This is a genomic window from Clostridium sp. MD294 (assembly GCF_000364165.2).
GTDB lineage: Bacteria > Bacillota > Clostridia > Lachnospirales > Anaerotignaceae > Coprocola.
Genome location: NZ_CP097810.1, coordinates 719,615 through 736,468, shown reverse-complemented (window position 1 = coordinate 736,468; position 16,854 = coordinate 719,615). Strand labels below are relative to the sequence as shown.

The 16,854-nt window shown below is 33.9% G+C and carries 12 protein-coding genes and 2 rRNA genes; 4 read left to right on the top strand and 10 right to left on the bottom strand.

Annotation, left to right across the window (positions count from 1 at the left end; genetic code table 11):
- Nucleotides 1–6 precede the first annotated feature (6 nt).
- The 6 genes from C820_RS03555 to uraA all read right to left on the bottom strand — a co-directional run bounded on the left by C820_RS03555 (nucleotide 7) and on the right by uraA (nucleotide 8,385).
- Nucleotides 7–2,906: ribosomal RNA gene (locus C820_RS03555) — 23S ribosomal RNA — on the bottom strand.
- Between the two features lie 180 nt (nucleotides 2,907–3,086).
- A 16S ribosomal RNA gene (locus tag C820_RS03550) occupies nucleotides 3,087–4,610 on the bottom strand.
- Together the 16S and 23S rRNA genes form the textbook arrangement of a ribosomal RNA operon.
- Before the next feature lie 462 nt (nucleotides 4,611–5,072).
- Nucleotides 5,073–5,588: a hypothetical protein gene (locus tag C820_RS03545; RefSeq protein ID WP_004035217.1), complete on the bottom strand. Its 516-nt coding sequence runs from the start codon at nucleotides 5,586–5,588 to the stop codon at nucleotides 5,073–5,075.
- Between the two features lie 15 nt (nucleotides 5,589–5,603).
- Nucleotides 5,604–6,374 carry an EFR1 family ferrodoxin gene (locus tag C820_RS03540; protein WP_004035219.1) on the bottom strand — a complete coding sequence of 257 codons (771 nt, stop codon included), beginning with the start codon at nucleotides 6,372–6,374 and terminating at the stop codon, nucleotides 5,604–5,606.
- A gap of 20 nt (nucleotides 6,375–6,394) precedes the next feature.
- Complete coding sequence (locus C820_RS03535; RefSeq protein ID WP_004035220.1) at nucleotides 6,395–7,111, bottom strand: DNA alkylation repair protein; 717 nt, start codon at nucleotides 7,109–7,111, stop codon at nucleotides 6,395–6,397.
- 8 nt (nucleotides 7,112–7,119) lie between these two features.
- The gene (gene uraA, locus C820_RS03530; protein WP_004035221.1) at nucleotides 7,120–8,385 is read right to left on the bottom strand and encodes a uracil permease; all 1,266 of its coding nucleotides are present in this window, start codon (nucleotides 8,383–8,385) and stop codon (nucleotides 7,120–7,122) included.
- A gap of 985 nt (nucleotides 8,386–9,370) precedes the next feature.
- On the opposite strand from uraA, the gene C820_RS03525 reads away from it, so the two are divergent.
- The 3 genes from C820_RS03525 to C820_RS03515 all read left to right on the top strand — a co-directional run bounded on the left by C820_RS03525 (nucleotide 9,371) and on the right by C820_RS03515 (nucleotide 12,926).
- Nucleotides 9,371–10,870 (top strand): carbon starvation CstA family protein, encoded by a 1,500-nt coding sequence (locus C820_RS03525; protein WP_004035222.1) that lies wholly within the window; start codon nucleotides 9,371–9,373, stop codon nucleotides 10,868–10,870.
- Nucleotides 10,871–11,198: 328 nt separating this feature from the next.
- A complete protein-coding gene (locus C820_RS03520) occupies nucleotides 11,199–11,933 on the top strand; it encodes a FadR/GntR family transcriptional regulator (RefSeq protein WP_004035223.1) in 735 nt (244 codons plus the stop codon).
- Between the two features lie 114 nt (nucleotides 11,934–12,047).
- The gene (locus tag C820_RS03515; protein WP_004035224.1) at nucleotides 12,048–12,926 is read left to right on the top strand and encodes an RpnC/YadD family protein; all 879 of its coding nucleotides are present in this window, start codon (nucleotides 12,048–12,050) and stop codon (nucleotides 12,924–12,926) included.
- 45 nt (nucleotides 12,927–12,971) lie between these two features.
- Here C820_RS03515 and C820_RS03510 read toward each other — a convergent pair whose 3' ends face one another.
- The 3 genes from C820_RS03510 to C820_RS03500 form a co-directional block, all read right to left on the bottom strand.
- Nucleotides 12,972–13,517 carry a Fe-S-containing hydro-lyase gene (locus C820_RS03510; protein ID WP_004035226.1) on the bottom strand — a complete coding sequence of 182 codons (546 nt, stop codon included), beginning with the start codon at nucleotides 13,515–13,517 and terminating at the stop codon, nucleotides 12,972–12,974.
- 15 nt (nucleotides 13,518–13,532) lie between these two features.
- Complete coding sequence (locus tag C820_RS03505) at nucleotides 13,533–14,375, bottom strand: fumarate hydratase (RefSeq protein ID WP_004035228.1); 843 nt, start codon at nucleotides 14,373–14,375, stop codon at nucleotides 13,533–13,535.
- A gap of 169 nt (nucleotides 14,376–14,544) precedes the next feature.
- Complete coding sequence (locus tag C820_RS03500) at nucleotides 14,545–15,453, bottom strand: hypothetical protein (protein WP_004035230.1); 909 nt, start codon at nucleotides 15,451–15,453, stop codon at nucleotides 14,545–14,547.
- Between the two features lie 227 nt (nucleotides 15,454–15,680).
- Here C820_RS03500 and C820_RS03495 point away from each other — a divergent pair, with 227 nt between their 5' ends.
- Nucleotides 15,681–16,109 (top strand): EamA family transporter, encoded by a 429-nt coding sequence (locus tag C820_RS03495; protein WP_004035231.1) that lies wholly within the window; start codon nucleotides 15,681–15,683, stop codon nucleotides 16,107–16,109.
- A gap of 8 nt (nucleotides 16,110–16,117) precedes the next feature.
- Here C820_RS03495 and C820_RS03490 read toward each other — a convergent pair whose 3' ends face one another.
- Entirely contained in the window at nucleotides 16,118–16,849 is a 732-nt protein-coding gene (locus tag C820_RS03490) for a GTP pyrophosphokinase (protein WP_004035233.1), read from the bottom strand.
- Nucleotides 16,850–16,854 lie beyond the last annotated feature (5 nt).

The window sequence follows — 16,854 nt, the reverse complement described above, 5'->3', positions numbered from 1 at the left end:
TCTTACTAGGTCAAGCCCTCGGTCTATTAGTATTGGTCAGCTTAATACATTACTGCACTTACACCTCCAACCTATCTACCTTGTTGTCTTCAAGGGACCTTACTCACTTGCGTTTTGGGATATCTTATCTTGAGGGTGGCTTCACGCTTAGATGCCTTCAGCGTTTATCCAGTCCATACTTAGCTACCCAGCTATGCATTTGGTATGCAACTGGTACACCATTGGTATGTCCATTCCGGTCCTCTCGTACTAAGAACAGCTCCTCTCAAATATCCTTCGCCCACAACGGATAGGGACCGAACTGTCTCACGACGTTCTGAACCCAGCTCGCGTACCGCTTTAATGGGCGAACAGCCCAACCCTTGGGACCTACTTCAGCCCCAGGATGCGATGAGCCGACATCGAGGTGCCAAACCTCCCCGTCGATGTGAACTCTTGGGGGAGATAAGCCTGTTATCCCCAGGGTAGCTTTTATCCGTTGAGCGATGGCATTCCCACTTATTACCACCGGATCACTAAGTCCTACTTTCGTACCTGCTCGAACCGTCGCTCTCGCAGTTAAGCCACCTTTTGCCTTTACACTCTTTGAATGGTTTCCAATCATTCTGAGGTGACCTTCGAGCGCCTCCGTTACTCTTTTGGAGGCGACCGCCCCAGTCAAACTGCCCGCCTGACATTGTCCTTCATCTGGTTCACAGATGCAAGTTAGAAATCCAATGATATAAGAGAGGTATCCCACCAGCGGCTCCACGAATACTAGCGTACTCGCTTCCTAGCCTCCCTCCTATCCTGTACATATATCATCGAATCCCAGTATCAGGCTGCAGTAAAGCTCCATGGGGTCTTTCCGTCCTGTTGCGGGTAACCAGTATCTTCACTGGTTCTTCAATTTCACCGGGCGTGTTGTTGAGACAGTGCTCAAATCGTTACACCTTTCGTGCGGGTCAGAACTTACCTGACAAGGAATTTCGCTACCTTAGGACCGTTATAGTTACGGCCGCCGTTTACTGGGGCTTGAATTCAAAGCTTCAGCTTACGCCTTACCTCTCCTTTTAACCTTCCAGCACCGGGCAGGTGTCAGCCCCTATACTTCACCTCTCGGTTTCGCAGAGACCTGTGTTTTTGCTAAACAGTCGCTTGAGCCTCTTTTCTGCGGCCAGCTCTCACTGGCTCCCCTTCTCCCTAAGTTACGGGGTCTTTTTGCCGAGTTCCTTAACAACACTTCTCCCGTCAGCCTGTGGATTTTCTCCTCATCTACCTGTGTCGGTTTACGGTACGGGTACAAATAATGCTATAGCGGCTTTTCTTGACAGTGTGGATTTAGTAACTTCCTTACTCTTTTTCAGTCCTCATCACATTTCAGCTCAGTCTGACGGTTTTTCCTATCTGACATACCTTTATGCTTGACCGGGTTTTTCCTTTCCCCGGTTTACCTATCCTCCTGCGTCCCCACAGTTCTGATTATTTGTAGTACTGGAATTTCTACCAGTTATCCATCGACTACGACCTTCGTCCTCGCCTTAGGCCCCGACTTACCCTGGGAAGTTTAGCTTTACCCAGGAACCCTTAGATATTCGGCCTAGAAGTTTCTTTCTTCTATCTCGCTACTCATTCCGGCATTCTCTCTACTGCTTCGTCCATCATTGCTCTCGCTTTGACTTCTTCCTTTTGCACTATGCTCCTCTACCACTCCCTACATCCGTAGGAAATCCGTAGCTTCGGTGGTATGTTTTAGCCCCGTTTATTTTCGGCGCAGGTTCTCTCGACTAGTGAGCTGTTACGCACTCTTTTAATGTATGGCTGCTTCTAAGCCAACATCCTAGTTGTCTTTGAAATCCCACATCCTTTCCCACTTAACATACACTTCGGGACCTTAGCTGTCGGTCTGGGCTCTTTCCCTTTTGACCACGAGACTTATCTCACGTAGTCTGACTCCTGAGGATATCTTGACGGCATTCTTAGTTTGATATGAGTTGGTATCCTTTTTGGGACCCGCGTCAGTTCAGTGCTTTACCTCCGTTAGACTTCTCTCAAGGCTAGCCCTAAAGCTATTTCGAGGAGAACCAGCTATCTCCGAGTTCGATTGGAATTTCTCCGCTATCCACACCTCATCACCACCTTTTTCAACAGATGTGTGTTCGGTCCTCCAAAACCTTTTACGGTTCCTTCAACCTGGACATGGATAGGTCACCCGGTTTCGGGTCTACTATCACTAACTATATCGCCCTCTTCAGACTTGGTTTCCCTTCGGCTTCCTGCCTTATTAACAGTTAACCTCGCTAGTAATTGTAACTCGCCGGACCGTTCTACAAAAAGTACGCCATCAGTTTCCCTCTGGCTGTTTGTAAGCACGGGGTTTCAGGTTCTCTTTCACTCCCCTCCCGGGGTCCTTTTCACCTTTCCTTCACAGTACTGCTTCTCTATCGGTCACTGGGGAGTATTTAGGCTTGGGGGGTGGTCCCCCCGGCTTCCTACAGGGTTTCTCGTGTCCCGTAGTACTCTGGATACTGTCGGCTGAATTTCAATTTCGTTTACCGGACTTTCACCTTCTTTGGTGTGCTTTCCCAAAACACTTCAACTATCTCTATTCAATACCTTACACAGTCCTCAACCCCAGAAAACTATGTCTTCTGGTTTGGCCTCTTTCCCTTTCGCTCGCCGCTACTTAGGAAATCGATTTTTCTTTCTCCTCCTACTGCTACTTAGATGTTTCAGTTCGCAGCGTTCCCTTCTGTATGCTATGGATTTACATACAGATACCTAAGGTTTTCTTAGGCAGGTTCCCCCATTCGGACATCTTCGGCTCAATGGCTATGTGCGCCTCCCCGAAGCTTTTCGCAGCTTATCACGTCCTTCATCGGCTCCCAGTGCCAAGGCATTCACCTCGTGCTCTTTCTTGCTTGACCTTAAATGTAATAGCGTTATTACTTTATTTCTTTAAATAGAAGTTTGTTTCAAAAATTTATTATTGCTCGATTTTTGACTCTTTTTTCTTGTATTCAGTTTTCAAGGTGCATTATTTTGAAAGATTTTATCAATCCTTCAAAACTGAACAGTTAATCTATTTCACAACTTTGTCTCCTTAGAAAGGAGGTGATCCAGCCGCACCTTCCGATACGGCTACCTTGTTACGACTTCACCCCAGTCACTGGCTTCACCTTCGGCGACTCCTCCCTCGCGGTTAGGTCATCGACTTCGGGCGCTTCCAACTCCCATGGTGTGACGGGCGGTGTGTACAAGGCCCGGGAACGTATTCACCGCAACATTCTGATTTGCGATTACTAGCGATTCCAGCTTCATGTACTCGAGTTGCAGACTACAATCCGAACTGGGACTAGGTTTTTGTGCTTTGCTTAACGTCACCGTCTCGCTTCACTTTGTTTCTAGCCATTGTAGCACGTGTGTTGCCCAAGACATAAGGGGCATGATGATTTGACGTCATCCCCACCTTCCTCCGTGTTATCCACGGCAGTCTCTCCAGAGTGCCCAGCTCTACCTGCTGGCTACTGAAGATAAGGGTTGCGCTCGTTGCGGGACTTAACCCAACATCTCACGACACGAGCTGACGACAACCATGCACCACCTGTCTCCCTTGTTCCGAAGAAAAAATGTATCTCTACATTCGTCAAGAGGATGTCAAGCCTTGGTAAGGTTCTTCGCGTTGCTTCGAATTAAACCACATGCTCCACCGCTTGTGCGGGCCCCCGTCAATTCCTTTGAGTTTCAACCTTGCGGTCGTACTCCCCAGGTGGAGTGCTTATTGCGTTTGCTCCGGCACCGGGAATTCCTCCCCGACACCTAGCACTCATCGTTTACAGCGTGGACTACCAGGGTATCTAATCCTGTTCGCTCCCCACGCTTTCGAGCCTCAGCGTCAGTTTCAGTCCAGAAAGCCGCCTTCGCCACTGGTGTTCTTCCTAATATCTACGCATTTCACCGCTACACTAGGAATTCCGCTTTCCTCTCCTGTACTCTAGCTAGATAGTTCGTTATGCTATCCTTAAGTTAAGCTTAAGGCTTTCACATATCGCTTACCTTGCCGCCTACTCTCCCTTTACACCCAGTAATTCCGGATAACGCTTGCCCCCTACGTATTACCGCGGCTGCTGGCACGTAGTTAGCCGGGGCTTCTTATTTAGGTACCGTCATTTCTTTCTTCCCTATTGATAGAAGTTTACAATCCGAAAACCGTCTTCCTTCACGCGGCGTTGCTGCATCAGGCTTTCGCCCATTGTGCAATATTCCCCACTGCTGCCTCCCGTAGGAGTTTGGGCCGTGTCTCAGTCCCAATGTGGCCGGTCACCCTCTCAGGTCGGCTACTGATCGTTGCCTTGGTGGGCTATTATCTCACCAACTAGCTAATCAGATGCGGGCCCATCTTTTACCGAATAAATCCTTTCTTTCTTAGAAGATGCCTCCTAAGAACCGTATGCGGTATTAGTCACCGTTTCCAGTGATTATTCCACAGTAAAAGGCAGGTTGCCCACACGTTACTCACCCGTCCGCCGCTAAAATAATTAAAAGCAAGCTCCTAATTATTTTCGCTCGACTTGCATGTGTTAAGCACGCCGCCAGCGTTCATCCTGAGCCAGGATCAAACTCTTATATTAAAATCCTTTTACTCAGATTACTCTGACTTTTTATATTAGATTTTTTTAACTAAAAATCTACAAAAACTTTGAATAGACTTGGGTTGTGTTTATTTCTTAACTGTTCAGTTTTCAAGGATCAATTCTTTCCTTTTTTTTACTTTGTTTTTTATTTCCTTTTTTCGACTTCTTTCGAAATCGACATTAAACATTTTATCATTGATGTTTTGTTTTGTCAAGCACTTTTTTTATTTTTTTTAAATATTTTTCAGTGCTTTTTTACTGCTTTTGTGGCAGTCACAAGTATTTATTATACACTCTTTTTCTTACTTGTCAAGCATTTTTTTACTTTATTTTTAAAATATTTTTTTACTCTCTCAGCAAGAACGTTTTATACTATACCATATCTTTTTTTATTTTGCAACACTTTTTTTCATTTTTTTTATTTTTTTTATTTACTATAATTATTATGCACATTTCTTTCTATTGTAATACATTTTTCTCAAAAAATATCATAAAATCTTTTTCTACTTCCTTCAAAGGCATATCATTTTGATACACTACATCATATTGATATTGTTCTGCCATATCATCTGCTTCATTACCATATACCTTATGTTGTTCTTGTTTTCTTGTAACAAGAAGTGTTTTACACATCACGTCCTTACTAACAACATACTCTAAAAACTTTTTAATTTCTTCTATCTCTCTAATATGTACAAAAAGTATCTCTTGTTCTTTTTGCAAAAATAAATTCATTTCTTCCTTCAAATATTCAAATGGCAAGTCATTATATTCCACAAACAATTTTTTTAAATCTGCTAAAAACTTTCTATCTTTATTTTCTTTTCCACCTTTCCAGCCCCCTATTTGAGCAATTTGCTTTATTGGTGTAATAGAAGATACATTTTTGACACAATATCTTTTAGAAACAATATCGCACAATGTATCTTTTCCTACACCACCCTTTCCATTGATAATCACAACATACTTTTTCATGACACTTTTCCTTTTTCATTTTAATAAAAATATTTCCGCCTCTTTTTCTACATATCTTAAATTTGTTTCTAATTTTTCTACTAATTTAAAATACATACTATCCTTTACTTCTCTTGCCTTTTTAGTACAGCCTTTTACACAAGCAAAACAACTAATACATTTTTTATTATCTGTTAAAAATGTTTTTTCATCAATCGCTCCTACAGGACATTTTCTTACACAGCTTCCACACTGGCTACATCTTTCATTAGGTTGTGGTATAAGTGGTATTGCTTTATGTTCACAATAGTTTTCATTTCCTTTTACTTCTAATTTTTCTCCTTCAAAAACACCTTTTGAAATACCATTTTGAATATATTTTGATAATTCTTCTATTTTTAAATCATCTTGTTCATTTGGTCTATCTGCCCCTACATATTCACTATAAGTATGTTCTCCTATAAAAGCTGCTGCTGCAACTACTTGAAATCCTTTTTGTTCACATATATTTTTTAATTCCAAAAGGGCATCATCATATTCTCTATTTCCATATGTTACAATACAAACAGCATATGCACCATTTCCTTTTACATTATCAAATAAATTAATATCTGGCAACCTTCCTGCATACACTGGTGCAGAAAACAATACAACATTTTCTTTTGAAAACACAATTTCTTTTTTTCTATTTTCTTTTTTTGTAAAATCTAATGTATCAAATGGCATATTCAATTTATCTGCCAACAATGTTACATATTTTTTAGAATTTCCTGTAGGACTAAAATAAACTGTAACCACTTTTTCCATATATCTTTCTCCTTTATAATTTATTTTTTAAGTTTTTTTAATTCCTCTTTTTCTTCTTTTGATACTCTATTTGACTCACAAATTTTTTGTATTGCTTTATTAAATGTCCATTTGTCTAATGTAGATTTCTTAAAATACAACTGCGTTTGTTCTTTACATTTTACATATGCTTCCGCTATCAGCCATGCTTGTGCTATTTTTACATAATAAAAATCGCTTTTTACACTTTCACAACGTTTTAGCACTTTTTTAATATAGTCGTCTTCTAAATAGTATTGCAGCATACTAACTAATGCAACTCTTACTATCCAATCATTTTTAGAACGCAAATACAATGTCATATCATTCCAAAACTCTTTTTTATTTTGTTTGATATGCTTTTTGATACTACTACAAAATGTATCACAAGCTGCCCAATTTTCTATTCTTTTTAAAAAGTCATTCATTTCCATTTTAAAATCATCATATTTCATATCACTTATTGCAATAACAATGCCTAACAGCAACAACTCCTCATGATATATAGGAATACAAGTTTTTATAAATTCTTTAAAATTTCCTTTTGTTATTTCTTTTGCTATTTTTCTTAATATGGGTATTCTAATACCCAACATTTCCAATTTTCCTTTTACAACTTTTTCATTAAATTCTTTATATTTCTGTTCTGCCATTTGTTGTAACACACATCTTAACTCTTTTTGTTCTTTGCTTGTCCAATTTTGTTTTACATAATCCATAATAACATTTACTCCTCATCATTTGTCATATGCAATTTATCAAGCACATGAAACAACAAACTCAATATCATACCTACTATACACGCCAATATCATACCACTTAGCTGTACATTTCCTAAATTTACTATAACGCCAGAAAGTCCTGTTACAAATATAACAGAAGTCAATACTAAATTTCGTGATTTTGAAAAATCTACATGAGAGTCTACTAATATACGTATACCTGATGTACCTATCATACCATACAGTAAAAAAGAAATACCCCCTATTACTGCACCAGGTACTGTACCAATGAGTGCGGACAATTTCCCTATAAATGAGCATACAATAGAAAGTACTGCTGCTCCTGCTATTACATATACACTATATACTCTTGTCACCGCCATAACGCCTATATTTTCTCCATATGTTGTAGTGGGTACAGAGCCTATCAAACCTGAAATCATTGTAGAAAAATTATCTGCAAAAAGAGAACGATGCAATCCAGGTTCTTTGAGTAAATTTCTTCCTATCACTTTTCCTGTTACAATTTGATGTCCTATATGTTCTGAACTAATCACTAACAGCACAGGAAGCATTATCATAATAGCATTAATATCAAATTTTGCTGTAGTAAAATGAGGTAATGCAAATATTGGTGCTTGTTTTACTGCTTCAAAATCTACAATATGTGTTACGACCGCTGCACCATATCCACACAGCATTGCTATCAATATGGGTATTACTGACAAAAACTTTTTAAACATAACAGAACCAAATACTGCTACACCCAATGTTACAAAAAATACTATAACATTACTATAAGAAATGCTTTCTCCCTCTACTGGCAAAAGCCCTGCATTACTCGCTGCTGTAGCTGCCAACTCTAATCCTATCAGTGCTACAACAGGTCCCATTGCTGCCGGAGGTAGCACAACATCTATCCAATCAGAACCAAATTTGTATATAATAAAAGACAATATACAGCCACAAAATCCCACTACTACAAATGCTCCTAAGGCATATGAATAACCAAACTGTTCAATCACTACTGCTCCTGGTGCTAAAAATGCAAAACTTGAACCCAAATAAGCAGGCGATTTTCCTTTTGTTATAAATAGAAAAAGCAATGTTCCTACACCATTCATAAATAATACTATAGCAGAATGAATGCCAAAAAGAAAAGGTACTAACACCGATGCTCCAAACATAGCAAACATATGCTGTATGCTTAATGGTATTAGCAACGATACTGGAACCTTTTGTTCTACCTGAATGATATGTCTTTTTTCCAATTTGATATCCTCCTGTATTTGTTTCGTAAAGAAAGTATAACCACCTTTGGAAAATTATATCATTTCTATTTGTGCTATGCAATGCTTTTTCAATGGCATTTGTGTTTTGTACAGTATCGTTTTGCTTGAAATAAGCAATAAAGTAAAAGTAAAGTAAAGTTATTGTTAGTATAGAAGCAGTAAAGTCTCAAAAAGTCTCATATTCAAAAACACACTCCCAGTCACCCGACTGGGCTTTCTTTTTCTTTTTATATATTTTTCTTTTTCTTTTTTTCTTTTTTCTTTTTGGTTCTTTTTCTTTTTTCTTTTTTTGTTTTTCTCCACACAAAGAGATTTTTATTGTTTATTTTTTGATTGTTTGTATAGCCTCAAAGTGTTGTTTTTTATAGCAATAATGGCATTTTTGTTTTTATTTTGTATTATATTTTGACAATTTTTCTGCATACATTTTTTAAGAAAATGTTTACAGTTTTTCTATTTCTGCGTACATTTTTATCATTTCTGCATACATACTGTTTATCATATTTTATTATTTGACAAATACAATTTTATACTATATTTTTTATATTTTATTTACATAATTACTTTGACTACTTTATTATTTTACTATATATATTACATAAATAAATTATTCAAAATAAAATTTTATTTATATTATATTTCACATAAAAAAAATATTTTTTATTTTATTCTGCTATTTTTTATAAAAAAATAAACAAATTTTCTACAAATATTATCATTTTATTATTTAATATATAGTGCATTTTTAACATATTATAATATTGTTTATGGTAAAAAACAGTTTTCATTTTTATGCAATTTTGAACTTGAAAAATTGTTTTTAGAGTACTATACTTTAGCACGACAGTGAGGTACTTTCTTTCAGTAGTAAAAATAAAGAAATTATATTATAACGTACATAACATTATTTATACTGAAAAATTTCAAAAGGTACTCACTTAATAAAAGAAAGGAGAGTATTTTTATGGTTACATTTTTAATCGGTTTAGTAATACTTTTTGTAGGTGGCTTTTTTTATGGAAAATACTGTGACAAAGTATTCGGACCAGATGACAGAGAAACCCCTGCCATCACTATGAACGATGGTGTGGACTTCGTTCCTATGAACAAATGGAAAAACTCATTGATTGAACTACTCAACATTGCAGGCACAGGTCCAATATTAGGGCCAATACAAGGTATACTATTTGGACCTATTGCATTTTTGCTTATTCCTATTGGTTGTGTACTTTCTGGCTCTTTGCACGATTATATGTGCGGTATGGTATGTTTACGTGAAGACGGAAAACAAATGCCTGCTCTAATACATAAGTATTTAGGCAACAAAACATTCAATGTATACAATATTTTCGTTTGTTTACTTATGCTTTTAGTTGGTGCTGTATTTGTTTATACACCAGGTGATTTAATTGTTGGTTTAATAGGTACAGAAAATGTTGTTACAAATCCTATAGTATGGATAGTATATGCTGTTATTTTTATTTATTATTTAATTGCAACATTATTCCCTATTGATGCCATTATAGGTAGAGTTTATCCTATATTTGGTATTATACTTTTACTTTCTGCTGTAGGTGTATTTTTTGGTATATTTGCACAGGGATATGAATTGACAGCATTAAGCTCAGAAACATTATCATTTTTCTCATTACATGACGGTTCTCCAATATTGCCTATATTCTTTGTAACAGTAGCTTGTGGTATTACTTCTGGTTTTCATGCTACACAGGCAACATTGATTGCACGCTCTGTAACAAGTGAAAGAGAAGGCAGAATGACATTTTACAACATGATGATATTAGAAGGTTTTATTGCTATGATTTGGGCAGCCGCTTCTATGGGTATTTACGCCAAAATACAAAATGGTGTTATTGCTGGTGTAGATATGAGTGTAGCAGGTACTGCTTCTGTTATCACTCTTGTTGCAAGAGATTTACTTGGTTCTATAGGTGGTGTTATTGCTATTGTTGGTATTATTGTATTACCAATTACATCTGGAGATACTGCACTCCGTTCTCTCAGATTAATGGTAGCAGAATATTTACATTATGACCAATCCAAAAAGTCAAATCGTGTTACATTGTCTGGTATTATATTTATTATTTGTGCTGCAATATTGGTATTTGCAAAAGTCAGTGCAAGCGGTTTCAACATTTTATGGAGATATTTTGCATTCGCAAATCAAACAATAGCTATATTTGCATTTGCTATGATAACAGTCTATCTTTATGAAAGAGGTAAAAACTATATTATCAGTTTAATACCAGGTATGTTTTATGCTTTCATTATATCTACATTCATCATTAATGCTAAAATTGGTTTGAATGTACCTATTAACATCGCCTATGTTTGTGGAATTATATTTACAATCGTTTGGGCTATATTAACACTAAAATGTGCTAAAAATAGAAAAGCGAAAGCAGAAAACGGCACAGCTAACAATGTTGGCAACAGTGTCGCATAACAATTTTTCGTCATATTGTCTAAAAAAACTGTTTCTTATTTTCAAAAAGAAGCAGTTTTTTTCTATTTTTTATAAAAAAATCAGTGTGGAAAAAAATGTCATATTTCTATTTGCAAAAGTGTGCAATATATAGTAGAATGTATATAAAATTTTTGTTTTATCTATCATACTGTCGAAAAACAATCACAATAAAAAGGGTCAAATACTATAATTCCCTAATTTTTATTTACAAAAATAATTATCTGTTTTCGACTTATCGTTCTAAATAATACAGAACGTTTAAACGATTTCAACTGAAAAATCTACAAATCAAAAGGTGGGGATTATCATGCAAAAAGACATATTATTAGAAAACGTAGATTTCTTGAAATCAGATTTAGGGAAAAACATCTCTCAAAATCTTTTTCAAAAATTTAAAGAATTAATTTTAACTGGAAAATTACCAGAAGGATATATGTTACCTAATGAAAATGTCGTCAGCAGTGCATTAGGTATAGGACGTAGTACATTAAGAGAAGCCTATACTGCACTAGCTGTATTTGGTTTTATTAGACGTTCTAAAGCAGGTACTTTTATAAATAATATTGATAATATTGATAATATTGTTAACATTGCACCTTTTAGCATTACAGTAGAAAATTCAGACTTAAACGATTTATTAGAATTTCGTTTTATGTTAGAAGCTGAAACAGCAAGCTATGCTGCAAAACGTGCTACACCAGAAGATATAGAAAAAATATCTGAAAGTTATCAGCACATGATAGAATATAAAGATGATGTCAATTTATTTGTAGATTATGACTCTCAATTTCATATGTTTCTTTCTGATGCCACACATAATAAATTACTTATTAGCACAATGATTGCAGCAAAAGAGTCTTTTGAACGTTGTATTCGTGTTGCTATGCGTCAGTCTTTAACAAAAAATCCTCGTGTTATTGATGTTACTATAGACTTACATGGTAAAATATTAGAAGCAATTAAAAGACAAGATTACCAAACAGCTTATTCTACTATGAGAGAACACATTTCCTATGTTAATTTAACTGTAAAATATGGCTAATATTATCTATTCCACTCCCCTTCTTTATTTTATACGAGAAGGGGAGTTCTATATTGATAACAGTTGTTATTTTATTTCATTTTTTGTATAATGGTATTAAGAGGTGCAAAACTTATGAAAACAAATAAAAAATACAAAGACTCTCTATTTACAACTTTTTTTTCGGAGGAACATAAATTACGTTCCCTTTATAATGCACTAGAAGGTACAAATTACAATGAACAAACAGAAGTACATATTATTACACTGGAAGATGTACTTTTTATGAATTTAAAAAATGATATTTGTTTTACAATAGATAATAAATTTATTATATTGATAGAACATCAAAGCACTATAAACAACAATATGCCTTTACGTTGTTTACTTTATATTGCCAGAGAATACGAAAAACTAATTGACAAAAATATCATTTACAGAAGTACCCTTTTTAAAATACCTACTCCTTATTGTTATGTATTATACAATGGTACTGCAAAATATCCTAAAGAAAAAATATTAAAATTATCTGACGCTTTTTTAGTGCAAAACCATTCCACAGAATTGGAATTGAATGTCAAAGTTATCAACATTAATTATGAACAAAATCATAATATTGTAATGCAATGTCAATATTTAAAAGAGTACAGTTATTTTATATCTGTTGTAAGAACTTATTTAAAAAAGGGCTTTAATAATAATGATGCTATTGTTAATGCAGTAAAAACTTGTGTGAATGAAAACATTATGAGGGATTTTTTAGAAAAAAATTCAAGTGAGGTGCTTAATATGTTATTTACTGAATTTGATATTAATACTGCAAAAAAAATTTGGAAAGAAGAAGCAAAAGAAGAAGGTCGAGAGGAAGGCAGAAAAGAAGGTCGAAAAGAAGGCAGAAAAGAAGAAAAATTTAAACTTGCTCAAAATTTAATTAATGTATTAAATATTAGCGATATTGGCACAATATCTAAAGTTACTGGGCTTTCTTATGATGAAATTGAAAAATTGCTATAGACAAAACAAAAGAGCCACAAATACAAACAGTGGCTCTTTTTATATTTATTCTTTATTATATTTCGCAGGTTCCGTTTCATACAAATTGTTTCCTTCACTATCTATAATGACAATAACTGGAAAATCCTTTACAACCAATTTTCTAATGGCTTCTGCTCCCAAATCTTCATAAGCAATTATTTCTACACTTTCAATATGTTTTGCAAGTAATGCACCAGCTCCTCCTGTTGCACCAAAATATACTCCTGTATACTGTTTCATTGCCTGTATTACGTCATTATTTCGTATACCTTTACCAATCATACCTCTCAATCCAAAACGTAGTAATACAGGGGAATATGCGTCCATACGATATGACGTAGTAGGACCTACAGAGCCTATTATTTCATTTGGTTTTGCAGGTGCTGGTCCTGCATAATATACTATTTGATTTTGTATATCAAAAGGAAATTTTCCCGTTTTATCATATTCTTCTAACATTCTTTTATGTGCTGCATCTCTTGCTGTATATATTACACCGCTAATTGTTACAACATCACCTGCTTTTAATTTTTTTGCCTGTTCGGCTGTAAATGGCACTGAAACATTCAATTTTATTTTCCCCTTTCATATTACTTTATGGCAATGTCTTGTTACATGACAGCTAATATTGATTGCAATAGGCATACCTGCAATATGTGTTGCATAACTTTCTATATTGACACCTAATACTGTGGTATTTCCTCCCAAACCTTGAGGACCTATACCTGTATTATTCATTTTCTGTAATAGTTCTTGTTCCATTTGTCTAATATGTTCTTTATCAGAGTGGCTTCCAATGGGGCGAAGAAGTGCTTTTTTTGCCAAATATGCACTATATTCAAAACTACCTCCACACCCTACACCTACTACCATAGGAGGGCAAGGGTTTGCTCCTGCCTGTTTTACTGTTTCTAATATTGCCTTTTTTGCTCCTTCTATGCCATCAGAAGGCTTGAGCATATAGATACGACTCATATTTTCGCTACCAAAGCCCTTTGGTGCTACTGTAATATCTATGTTATCTCCTGCTACTATTTTTGTATACAATATAGCAGGTGTATTATCTTTTGTATTTACTCTTAAAAAGGGGTCTTCTACTACTGACTTCCTCAAATATCCCTTTTCATATCCCCTTCTAACACCTTCATTTACTGCCTCTTCTAAAAGCCCTCCTGTAATATGTACTTCTTGTCCTATTTCTAAAAATACAATTGCCATACCTGTATCTTGACAAATAGGCATATTCTTTTGCAATGCAATATCTGCATTTTCTGTTAGTTGACAAAGTATTTCTTTACCTATAGGGGAACTTTCTTTGTGTTTTGCTTTTTCTAATGCAGTATATACATCTTTATTTAAATGACAATTTGCTTCTATACACATCTCTGCAATACTATTTGCAATCAATTCTGTTGATATTTCTCTCATTTTTATTTTCTCCTATATTTTTGATAAAACTCATTGCAATTTTATTATATATCTCAACTATTATATCTATTGGTTCTGTTATAATACTTATTTTTTATCACCACACTATTTATAAAAAGGGTATATAAAAATATAGTTTATAATTGATTTCAAAAGATATATTTTAATGTTAATTATTTGGTAAAGAGAATGCTATTTCAAAAAAGTCTTTTTCACCAAAAAAACGCTTTCTAATACTTTTTATTTCATCTGATTTTAATAATAATTTTAACTGTTCTGATACTTTATACAAGTATTCAAATAATTCTTCTTCTGTATCAGCTTTTTGTTTTACTTCTAATTTTTTACACCTATCTAATATATCTCCTAATTCTACAAATAATTGCAGTTCTTTATTTGTAAGAATGTTTTCAACTACAAGATCATCACGAGAATGTTCTTTACTAAATGCCCAATCAGCACATATTATCATATAATTATAATACTTGTTTAAATAGTCTTCTGCAATTAAAATATTTTTTGCATAATCATAGCTTGTAATCAAGTGGAAATGTAATACTAAATCAAATCTAGTAATCATTTTTCTATGTTGTTCTATGAAAGAAACAAATTTCTCATTGTTTTTACCTACTTTACATTTATCTATTTCAGGTAATTTTGAAAATAGGTGAATAAACACATCATTACGATATATTTTTATACATTCTGTAACTATAATTTCTAATGAAATTCCTAAATTTAAAAAATAATATAATGTATTTACAACATCAGCACCATATCCACTTTGTAAAGTTTTTAAATACAAATAAAACAAATGTTTTATTTCTATATCTTTTATTTCAAATTCATTTTCATATATAACACCTGCTAAAAAACTTATAATATCAGCTTTTTCATAAATGTCCTCTATAAAATCTACTTTGCTTAACATATATTCAATCCAAGTTATATCAATATATTGATATAAATATCTATTATTTTTTGAATTATTTATTAAACTAAAAAATAATATTTTTTTAGTATCTTCATCACCATTTTCCAAAATATTGTATAAAAAATCAAAATTTAAAATATCCATATTTTTTAATCCTCCATTATACAAACAGTGAAATAGTAAAATTCATTACAATATTTTTATGTTTTTCAAAACAATTAAAAATCTTACAGTATATTGATATTTTTAGTAATGTCTAAAAAAGTAGATTAAAAAATGTTTATTCAACTACTTCCTATTTATAAATAATATTGACAACACATTTAAAAAGTGCTTTACTTAGTCTAATAATATAGAAAGGAGTTATATATATGTTAACACATTTTTTACCTGTTATTATAGTTGTTTTATCAAACACTTTTTATCACATTTCATCTAAATCTACAGCACAAGAGGCAAATCCTTTTGCTTCTCTTTTTGTAACTTATTCTGTAGCTGCTATTATTACATTTTTATTATTACTTATCAACACCCATTTTAAATCTGTTTTACACACATTTACTCAGCTTAACTGGGCTAGTTTTATATTAGGTATTGCAATTATTGGTTTAGAATTTGGTTATATACAAGCCTATCGTTTTGGTTGGAATATTAGTATTTGTTCTCTTATTTGTAGTATATTATTAGGCATCATACTCTTGTTTATTGGTGTTTTGGTTTATCGTGAGCAAGTGACAAAGCAACAGTTCCTCGGTATTATTTTGTGTTTGGTTGGTATCTTTTTTATTAACAAAAAATAAACTTGTATTTACTTGTCCACAATTTCCACAATTTTGTCCACAAATGTGTTTTTTTTTGGGGATAACTGCTCCCATTCTTCCACAACACCTCTTATAGATTGCATTTCTATATCTGTTGCAGCAATAATATCAGCACACTTTTTCAATCTTTCTGTAATTTCTTCTGATGTGACATCTGTTTCTTTATAATACAATTTATGCTCTAAACTTGCCCAAAAATCCATTGCAATCGTTCTAATTTGCACCTCTACTTTTACATACTGCTTTTTTTGAGAAAAAAACACAGGTATTTCCAAAACCATATGGTAACTCCTATATCCATTTGGTTTTGGATTTTTAATATAGTCTTTTTCTAATATTACTGTAATATCATCTTGTTTTTTTAACATATTTGCTACACTATAAATATCATCTATAAAAGAACATATTACTCTAATTCCTGCAATGTCATGTAGATGTTTCATAGCATTTTCTACAGAAAGTGCATACCCTTTTTTATGTAATTTCATAACAATACTTTCTAACGATTTTACACGGCTTTTTAAATATTCAATAGGATTTCTTTCTTTCTGTATTTGAAATTCATTATTTAATATTTCTAATTTTGTTTTTACTTCTTTTATGCCACAATCATACATTAACATCATTTCTTTTGTTTCTCTAACATGACTGTTTATAATTTCTGGATTTAATTTTTTGAAGTCAAAAGGAAGGTTTTCTCCTATTGTTAAGTCTTTCATAAAAC

Bases quoted from the DNA above. Each gene is read 5' to 3' on its own strand.
- C820_RS03490 (WP_004035233.1), bottom strand. From the start codon at position 16,849: ATGAAAGACTTAACAATAGGAGAAAACCTTCCTTTTGACTTCAAAAAA.
- C820_RS03520 (WP_004035223.1), top strand. From the start codon at position 11,199: ATGCAAAAAGACATATTATTAGAAAACGTAGATTTCTTGAAATCAGAT.
- C820_RS03505 (WP_004035228.1), bottom strand. From the start codon at position 14,375: ATGAGAGAAATATCAACAGAATTGATTGCAAATAGTATTGCAGAGATG.
- C820_RS03535 (WP_004035220.1), bottom strand. From the start codon at position 7,111: ATGGATTATGTAAAACAAAATTGGACAAGCAAAGAACAAAAAGAGTTA.
- C820_RS03515 (WP_004035224.1), top strand. From the start codon at position 12,048: ATGAAAACAAATAAAAAATACAAAGACTCTCTATTTACAACTTTTTTT.
- C820_RS03500 (WP_004035230.1), bottom strand. From the start codon at position 15,453: ATGGATATTTTAAATTTTGATTTTTTATACAATATTTTGGAAAATGGT.
- C820_RS03495 (WP_004035231.1), top strand. From the start codon at position 15,681: ATGTTAACACATTTTTTACCTGTTATTATAGTTGTTTTATCAAACACT.
- C820_RS03540 (WP_004035219.1), bottom strand. From the start codon at position 6,374: ATGGAAAAAGTGGTTACAGTTTATTTTAGTCCTACAGGAAATTCTAAA.
- C820_RS03545 (WP_004035217.1), bottom strand. From the start codon at position 5,588: ATGAAAAAGTATGTTGTGATTATCAATGGAAAGGGTGGTGTAGGAAAA.
- C820_RS03525 (WP_004035222.1), top strand. From the start codon at position 9,371: ATGGTTACATTTTTAATCGGTTTAGTAATACTTTTTGTAGGTGGCTTT.